The following is a 6,703-nucleotide window of genomic DNA, read 5'->3' as shown; positions in this document are numbered from 1 at the left end:
GAGTTTCGGTGGTCATGGCGGTAGGGAAACGCCCGGTCCCATTCCGAACCCGGAAGCTAAGCCTGCCAGCGCCGATGGTACTGCACCCCCGCGGGTGTGGGAGAGTAGGACACCGCCGAACACAACTTCACAAATAAGCCCAGGGGCTCGGTCGAGAACGTCGCGTTCTCCCGAGCCCCTGGGCGTTTTTGTGCCCTTATCCTGGACGCATGACGCGCCTCCTGGTCCTGCAGCCCGACCCGTCCGATCCGATCGGGCCCCTCGGCGACTGGCTCACCGCGGCCGGCGCGGAACTCGACCTCCGGCGCCTGCCCGAGGACCCGCTCCCCGGCACCCTCGACGGGTACCAGGGCCTCGTCTGCCTCGGCGGCGGAATGAACGCCGAAGACGACACCAAGCACCCATGGCTCGCCGACGTTCGGGCGCTCCTCGCGACCGCGGCCCGCACCAGCCTGCCGACGCTCGCGATCTGCCTCGGCGCTCAGCTCCTCGCTGTCGCCACCGGTGGGCGTGTCGAGCCGGGCGAGTCCGGACCAGAGGTCGGGGCAGCGCTCGTCGCCAAGAAGGACGCAGCCTGGACCGATCCGCTCTTCGCCGACCTCCCGCTCATGCAGGACGTCATGCACTTCCACGAGGACGTCATCACCCAGCTGCCCCGTGGCGCCGTTCTGCTCGCATCCGCTCCCAAGTACCCCAACCAGGCCTTCCGGCTGCACCGCTGCGCCTACGGCATCCAGTTCCACATCGAGACCACCACCCAGGTCGTCCAGGCCTGGGCCGACGAGGCGCCCCAGATGGCGGCGACCCGCCCCGCGAGCGCGTTCGACACCGAAACTCTCGATCGCAACCACGCCGACATCGCCGAGACCTGGCAGCCCTTTGCCACCAAGTTCGTCCGGCTGGCTGAAGGTGCCCTCGAGAGCGCCCCGCCGGCGTCCCTTCCGCTCACTTGATCGACAACGACCAGCCCGGCACGGTTACGGTGGACCCTGATGGCAGAGCAGTCACGAGGGGCTGGATCCCCTGCGCGCTACGGCTTCACCGACGACCGTGCCGAGGAGCACCTCCGCGCCGCCGGCTGGTGGACCGACACCGGGCCCGCCCTGGAAGCGCTGGACATCCTCGTCGCCCTGTCCCGCAGCGCCGATCCCGACCTGGCCTTGCGCAGTCTCGACCGCATCCGGGAAACCGACGAGCAGGGCTGGCCCGCCCTGACCGCCGCCCTGCGCGACAACCCCACGCTGCGCGGCCGGCTGGTCGGCGTCCTCGGCACATCGAGCGCGCTCGGTGACTTCCTCGTCGGCCACCCCGGCGAATGGACCCGCCTCGCCGCCGACAAGTGCACCGACGCCGACTGCTACGCCGAAACCATGCTCGACGCCGTCCGGGAGGACGGCGAGATCCGCACAGGCGCCCCAGCGGAGAACGCGCTTCGCACCGCCTACCGCGGCCTGCTCCTCGAAATCGCCGGCACCGACCTCGGGCACCTCGTCGAGGGCAAGCTCGACCGGCCCCGCTACGCGGAGGTCGCCCAGCAGCTCACACTCCTCGCCGAAGCGGCGCTCGTCACCGGCCTGGAAATCGCGCAGGCAGAGCAGGCGCCCAAGGGACTCGGCGACACCCGCCTGGCGGTCATCGCCATGGGCAAGTGCGGCGGCCGCGAACTCAACTACGTCAGCGACGTCGACGTCATCTTCGTCGGCGAGGGCGACCTGCAGCTCGCCACCCGTCTCGCCAGCACGATGATGCGCATCGTCGGCAAGGCGTGCTTCGAGGTCGACGCGGCTCTCCGCCCCGAGGGCAAACAGGGGGCCCTCGTCCGCACCCTCGAGGGCCACACCGCCTACTACGCGAAGTGGGCCCGCACCTGGGAGTTCCAGGCCCTCCTCAAGGCCCGCCCGGTCGCCGGGGACGCCGACCTCGGCAACCAGTACGCCGAGATGGTGACCTCCATGGTGTGGTCGGCCGCCGAACGGGAGAACTTCGTCGCCGACGTCCAGCAGATGCGCAGGCGGGTCGAGGGACACGTGCCGTCCGAGCTCGCCGAGCGTGAGCTGAAACTCGGGCGCGGTGGCCTGCGGGACGTCGAGTTCGCGGTCCAGCTGCTCCAGCTCGTCCACGGCCGGGCCGATCCGAACCTGCGATCGCCGTCCACCGTCGAGGCCCTGACGGCGCTCGGCTCGGGCGGTTACGTCGGCCGCAGTGACGCGGCCGAGCTGGAGATGTCGTACGAGTTCCTGCGGACAGTCGAGCACCGGCTGCAGTTGCGCCGCCTGCGCCGCACCCACCTGTTCCCGGACTTCAACGACTCGGACGAGCTACGCGTGCTCGGACGGGCGATCGGCATCCGCCCCGAGATGGCCCGCGGCGAGGGCGAGATCCTGCTCGTCGAGTTCCGCCGGCACAACCAGCGGATCCGCCGGCTCCACGAAAAGCTGTTCTACCGCCCGCTGCTGCAGTCCGTGGCCAGCGTGTCCACTGAGGACCTCCGCCTCACCACGAAGCAGGCCGCGCAACGCCTCGCGGCTCTCGGTTACGCGGCGCCCGACGGCGCGCTGCAGCACATCCGCGCACTCACCTCCGGGGTTTCCCGCCGGGCCGCCATCCAGAAGGCGCTGCTCCCCGTCCTGCTCGACCTGCTCGCCGACACCCCGGACCCGGACGGCGGGCTGCTCGCGTATCGGAAGGTGTCCGAGGCGCTGGAGGACACCCCGTGGTACCTCCGGGTGCTGCGGGACGAGGGCGCGGTCGTCGAACGGCTCGCGTCGCTGCTCGGCACATCGAAGCTGGTGCCGGACCTCCTGGTGCGTGCCCCCGAGGTCCTGCAACTGCTCGGCGACCCCGCGCGGCTGACCGGCCGAACGCCCGCCGAGGTGGCGAAGTCGCTGCGGGCGACGGTGCGCCGGCAGCCCGGGCTCAACGCGGCGGTGGCGGCGGCCCGGTCGCTGCGGCGCCACGAGGTCCTGCGCGTCGCCGCGGCCGACCTGCTCGGCCTGCTGGACGTGCGCGAGGTGTGCGAGGCGCTGTCCTCGGTGTGGGTCGCCGTGCTGCAGAGCGCATTGTCCGCGGCGATCCGCAAGCGCTGTGCCGAACTGGGTGGTGAGGCGGCGAAGATCGCCGTGATCGGTATGGGCCGGCTGGGTGGCGCCGAGCTGGGCTACGGCTCGGACGCCGACGTCCTCTTCGTCTGCGAGCCCGCCGAGGGCGTGTCCGACGGCGACGCGGTGCGCTACGCGTCCTCGGTCGCCGAGACGGTGCGCAAGATGCTCGGCGCCCCGAGCGCGGACCCGCCCCTGCAGGTGGACGCCGACCTGCGGCCGGAGGGGCGCGGTGGTCCGCTGGTGCGCACGCTCGACTCGTACCGGGCGTACTACGCGCGCTGGGGCGAGGTCTGGGAGACGCAGGCGCTGCTGCGCGCCCGGTTCGTCGCCGGTGACGCGGAGCTGGGGGAGCGGTTCATCGAGATGATCGACCCGATCCGTTACCCGGACGGCGGGCTGGACGCGTCCCGCGCCCGCGAGGTGCGGCGGATGAAGGCGCGGGTGGACACCGAGCGGATGCCGCGCGGAGCCGATCCGACCCTGCACACCAAGCTGGGCCGGGGCGGGCTGGCCGACGTCGAGTGGACGGTGCAGCTCTTCCAGTTGCGGCACGCGTTCGAGGTTCCGGACCTGCGGACCACCTCGACCCCACGAGCGCTCGCCGCGCTGGCCGAGGCGGGCCTGGCCGAACCGGAGGACACCGCGTCGCTCACCGAGGCCTGGCTGCTCGCGACCCGGGTGCGCAACGCCGCGATGCTGGTCCGCGGCAAGGCCGTCGACCAGGTGCCCAGCTCGGGCCGCGACCTGGCCGCGGTCGCGCGCATCCTCGGGCAGGGCGCCGACGACGACCCGGGGGAGTTCCTCGACTCCTACCGCCGCACCACCCGCCGGGCGCACGCCGTCGTCGAGAGGCTTTTCTACGAGGCCTGACGTGGCGAACGTCCCAGCCCGCGGCGGCTCGGTCTCGCTTTACAGTGGAGCCGTGACTGAGCGCGAACCGTTCCGGGTGGAGATCAAGGTCAGGCACTACGAGCTGGACACGCTCGGCCACCTCAACCACGCCGTCTACCACTCCTACGGGGAGGTCGCGCGCATCGAGGCGATGGAGCTCGCCGGCGGCGGCAAGCTGCGTGAGGAGAACGTGTCGCCCGTGCTGCTGGAGTCGCACATCGTCTTCCGCCGCGAGATCCGCGGCGGCGAAACCGTCTACGCGACGTGCGAGGCGAAGTTCGGCACCGGCAAGACGTTCCGGATGACCAACAACATCCTCAAGGCCGACGGCACGCTGTCCGCGGAGATCACCAGCACCCTCGGGCTGATGGACCTCGAGCGCCGCAAGCTGGTCGAGGACCCGCGCGGACGCTTCGAGCGCGCCGGGGTCGACTTGTCGGTCCTCGGCGCCGAGTAGCCCAACCTCCTTCACCGCGTGGCCGGCGTCTTGGTGGCGCTCGGACTCCTGGCGCTCCCTGCCGCCCAGAGGTGCCGCCTGAGGAGTCCCCATGCACCGGTTCCCCCGCCGCTGCTTCTTCAAGGAGCAGCACCTCGACGTGAGCCTGGAGACCGCCCAGGGCGGCGTGGCGATCGTGCCCGGTGTGATGAGGGGGCGGTTCCAGTTCGGCTTCAGCGACAACTGGCGTTCCCGGACATCGCCGCGGCCGCGGCGAAGGGTGACGTGGACGCCGGGCACTGGAAATCCTGTCGCGGTCGGGATCGTCGACGCCCGTTTCCTCGCCCCGGCAAGCGAAAACGCCCGGGCGCTCGGCGGTGAACTCGCGCACGGGGCGTTCTGGACATCGCTGGGACAGACCCTGCTCGGCTGGGCGGAGGGTCTCGCCATCGCGATGGCGGCCGGGCCGTCGTCGGCGTGATCGTCGGCAGCGTCCCGGTCCTGCGCTCGCGTTGATGGACGAGCCGTTCGCCGCGGTCGACGGCGGACCCGCGCCGAACTCGGCTAGGCGTGACGAACCGGCCCACCGTCGTGCTCGAAGACGTGCCGGTCGACCTGCCCGACGAACGGGACCAGCTGTCGACGCGGTCCACGCCGAACGCCGAGCTGCGCGCGCGTGTACGAGCAGATCCAGCTGGCCAAGCAGGGATACCGGCCAGGGAAATAAAGAACGCCGACGGCGAGGGCGTTTTCCGCTCCTCGCCGCCGGCGCGCTCAGGGTGTTTCTACCCAGTACGGATCACACGTCGTAGTACAGCGCGAACTCGTACGGGTGCGGACGCAGCCGCAGCGGGTCGATCTCGGTCTCGCGCTTGAGCGAGATCCACGTCTCGATGACGTCGGGGGTGAACACGCCGCCCTCGGTGAGGAAGTCGTGGTCGGCCTCGAGGTTGTTCAGCACCTCGTCGAGGGTCGCCGGGACCTGCTTGACGTCCTTGGCCTCCTCCGGCGGAAGCTCGTACAGGTCCTTGTCGATCGGCTCCGGCGGCTCGATCTTGTTCTTGATGCCGTCCAGGCCGGCCATCATCATCGCGGCGAACGCGAGGTACGGGTTGCCGGACGAGTCCGGGCACCGGAACTCGATGCGCTTGGCCTTGGCGTTGGAGCCGGTGATCGGGATCCGGACGCAGGCCGAGCGGTTGCGCTGCGAGTACACCAGGCTGACCGGCGCCTCGAAGCCCGGCACCAGGCGGTGGTAGGAGTTCACCGTCGGGTTGGTGAAGGCCAGCAGCGACGGGGCGTGGGCCAGGATGCCGCCGATGTAGTGGCGCGCCATGTCCGACAGACCGGCGTAACCGGACTCGTCGTAGAACAGCGGCTGGCCGTCCTTCCACAGCGACTGGTGGCAGTGCATGCCCGAACCGTTGTCACCGAACAGCGGCTTCGGCATGAAGGTCGCGGTCTTGCCGGCGTTCCACGCGGTGTTCTTCACGATGTACTTGAACAACTGCAGGTCGTCCGCAGCGTGCAGCAGCGTGTTGAACTTGTAGTTGATCTCGGCCTGGCCCGCGGTGCCCACCTCGTGGTGCGCGCGCTCGAGGGTGAAGCCGGAGTTGATCAGCTTCTGGCTGATCTCGTCACGCAGGTCGGCGAAGTGGTCGACCGGCGGGACGGGGAAGTAGCCGCCCTTGAAGCGGGTCTTGTAACCGCGGTTGCCGCCCTCTTCGTCGCGGCCGGTGTTCCACCAGCCCTCGACCGAGTCGATCTCGTGGAAGGAGCCGTTCTCACGCGAGTCGAAGCGCACCGAGTCGAACACGTAGAACTCGGCCTCCGGGCCGAAGAACACGGTGTCGGCGACGCCGGACTCGGCGATGTACTGCTCGGCCTTGCGCGCGATGTTGCGCGGGTCCCGGCTGTACGCCTCACGGGTGAACGGGTCGTGCACGAAGAAGTTGATGGAGAGGGTCTTCTCCTTGCGGAACGGGTCGATCCGCGCGGTCTCCGGGTCGGGCAGCAGCAGCATGTCCGACTCGTGGATCGACTGGAAGCCGCGCACCGAGGAGCCGTCGAAGGCCAGGCCCTCTTCGAACGCGTCCGCGTCGAACGCCTTCGCAGGGACGGTGAAGTGCTGCATCACACCCGGCAGATCACAGAACCTGACGTCAACGAACTGCACGTCTTCATCTGCGATGAGACGCTGGATATCGTCTGGAGTAGTGGACACCCTCTGTAACTCCTTCATACGCATTGCCGGGGGCAGTACTCTCTTCGGCTC

Annotated in this window: 5 protein-coding genes and 1 rRNA gene; 5 read left to right on the top strand and 1 reads right to left on the bottom strand. The window is 70.0% G+C overall.

The features are described from left to right. Window positions 1-4: 4 nt before the first annotated feature. From rrf to ACCP09_RS09280, 5 genes are all read left to right on the top strand, one after another. Window positions 5-121: ribosomal RNA gene (rrf, locus tag ACCP09_RS09300) — 5S ribosomal RNA — on the top strand. Between the two features lie 88 nt (window positions 122-209). Beyond that, the gene (locus ACCP09_RS09295) at window positions 210-953 is read left to right on the top strand and encodes a type 1 glutamine amidotransferase (RefSeq protein WP_123683763.1); all 744 of its coding nucleotides are present in this window, start codon (window positions 210-212) and stop codon (window positions 951-953) included. 39 nt (window positions 954-992) lie between these two features. After that, window positions 993-3,971, top strand: a complete 2,979-nt coding sequence (locus ACCP09_RS09290) for a bifunctional [glutamine synthetase] adenylyltransferase/[glutamine synthetase]-adenylyl-L-tyrosine phosphorylase (protein ID WP_433744966.1) — start codon at window positions 993-995, stop codon at window positions 3,969-3,971. 52 nt (window positions 3,972-4,023) lie between these two features. Beyond that, window positions 4,024-4,449, top strand: coding sequence for an acyl-CoA thioesterase (locus ACCP09_RS09285; protein WP_027932282.1), 426 nt, complete (start codon window positions 4,024-4,026; stop codon window positions 4,447-4,449). A gap of 91 nt (window positions 4,450-4,540) precedes the next feature. Beyond that, on the top strand, window positions 4,541-4,909 hold the full coding sequence (locus ACCP09_RS09280) for a hypothetical protein (RefSeq protein WP_433744962.1): 369 nt from the start codon (window positions 4,541-4,543) through the stop codon (window positions 4,907-4,909). A gap of 318 nt (window positions 4,910-5,227) precedes the next feature. Here ACCP09_RS09280 and glnA read toward each other — a convergent pair whose 3' ends face one another. Beyond that, window positions 5,228-6,652, bottom strand: a complete 1,425-nt coding sequence (gene glnA, locus ACCP09_RS09275) for a type I glutamate--ammonia ligase (RefSeq protein ID WP_027932281.1) — start codon at window positions 6,650-6,652, stop codon at window positions 5,228-5,230. Window positions 6,653-6,703 lie beyond the last annotated feature (51 nt).

Origin of the sequence: Amycolatopsis sp. 3B14 (genome assembly GCF_050958625.1) — a bacterium.
GTDB lineage: Bacteria > Actinomycetota > Actinomycetes > Mycobacteriales > Pseudonocardiaceae > Amycolatopsis_E > Amycolatopsis_E thermoflava.
This window is presented reverse-complemented; position numbering and strand designations above follow the sequence as displayed.

What these genes read in the sequence shown, in the direction of transcription:
- ACCP09_RS09295 (WP_123683763.1), top strand. Translation starts at nt 210, where the DNA reads ATGACGCGCCTCCTGGTCCTGCAGCCCGACCCGTCCGATCCGATCGGG.
- ACCP09_RS09280 (WP_433744962.1), top strand. Translation starts at nt 4,541, where the DNA reads ATGCACCGGTTCCCCCGCCGCTGCTTCTTCAAGGAGCAGCACCTCGAC.
- ACCP09_RS09290 (WP_433744966.1), top strand. Translation starts at nt 993, where the DNA reads ATGGCAGAGCAGTCACGAGGGGCTGGATCCCCTGCGCGCTACGGCTTC.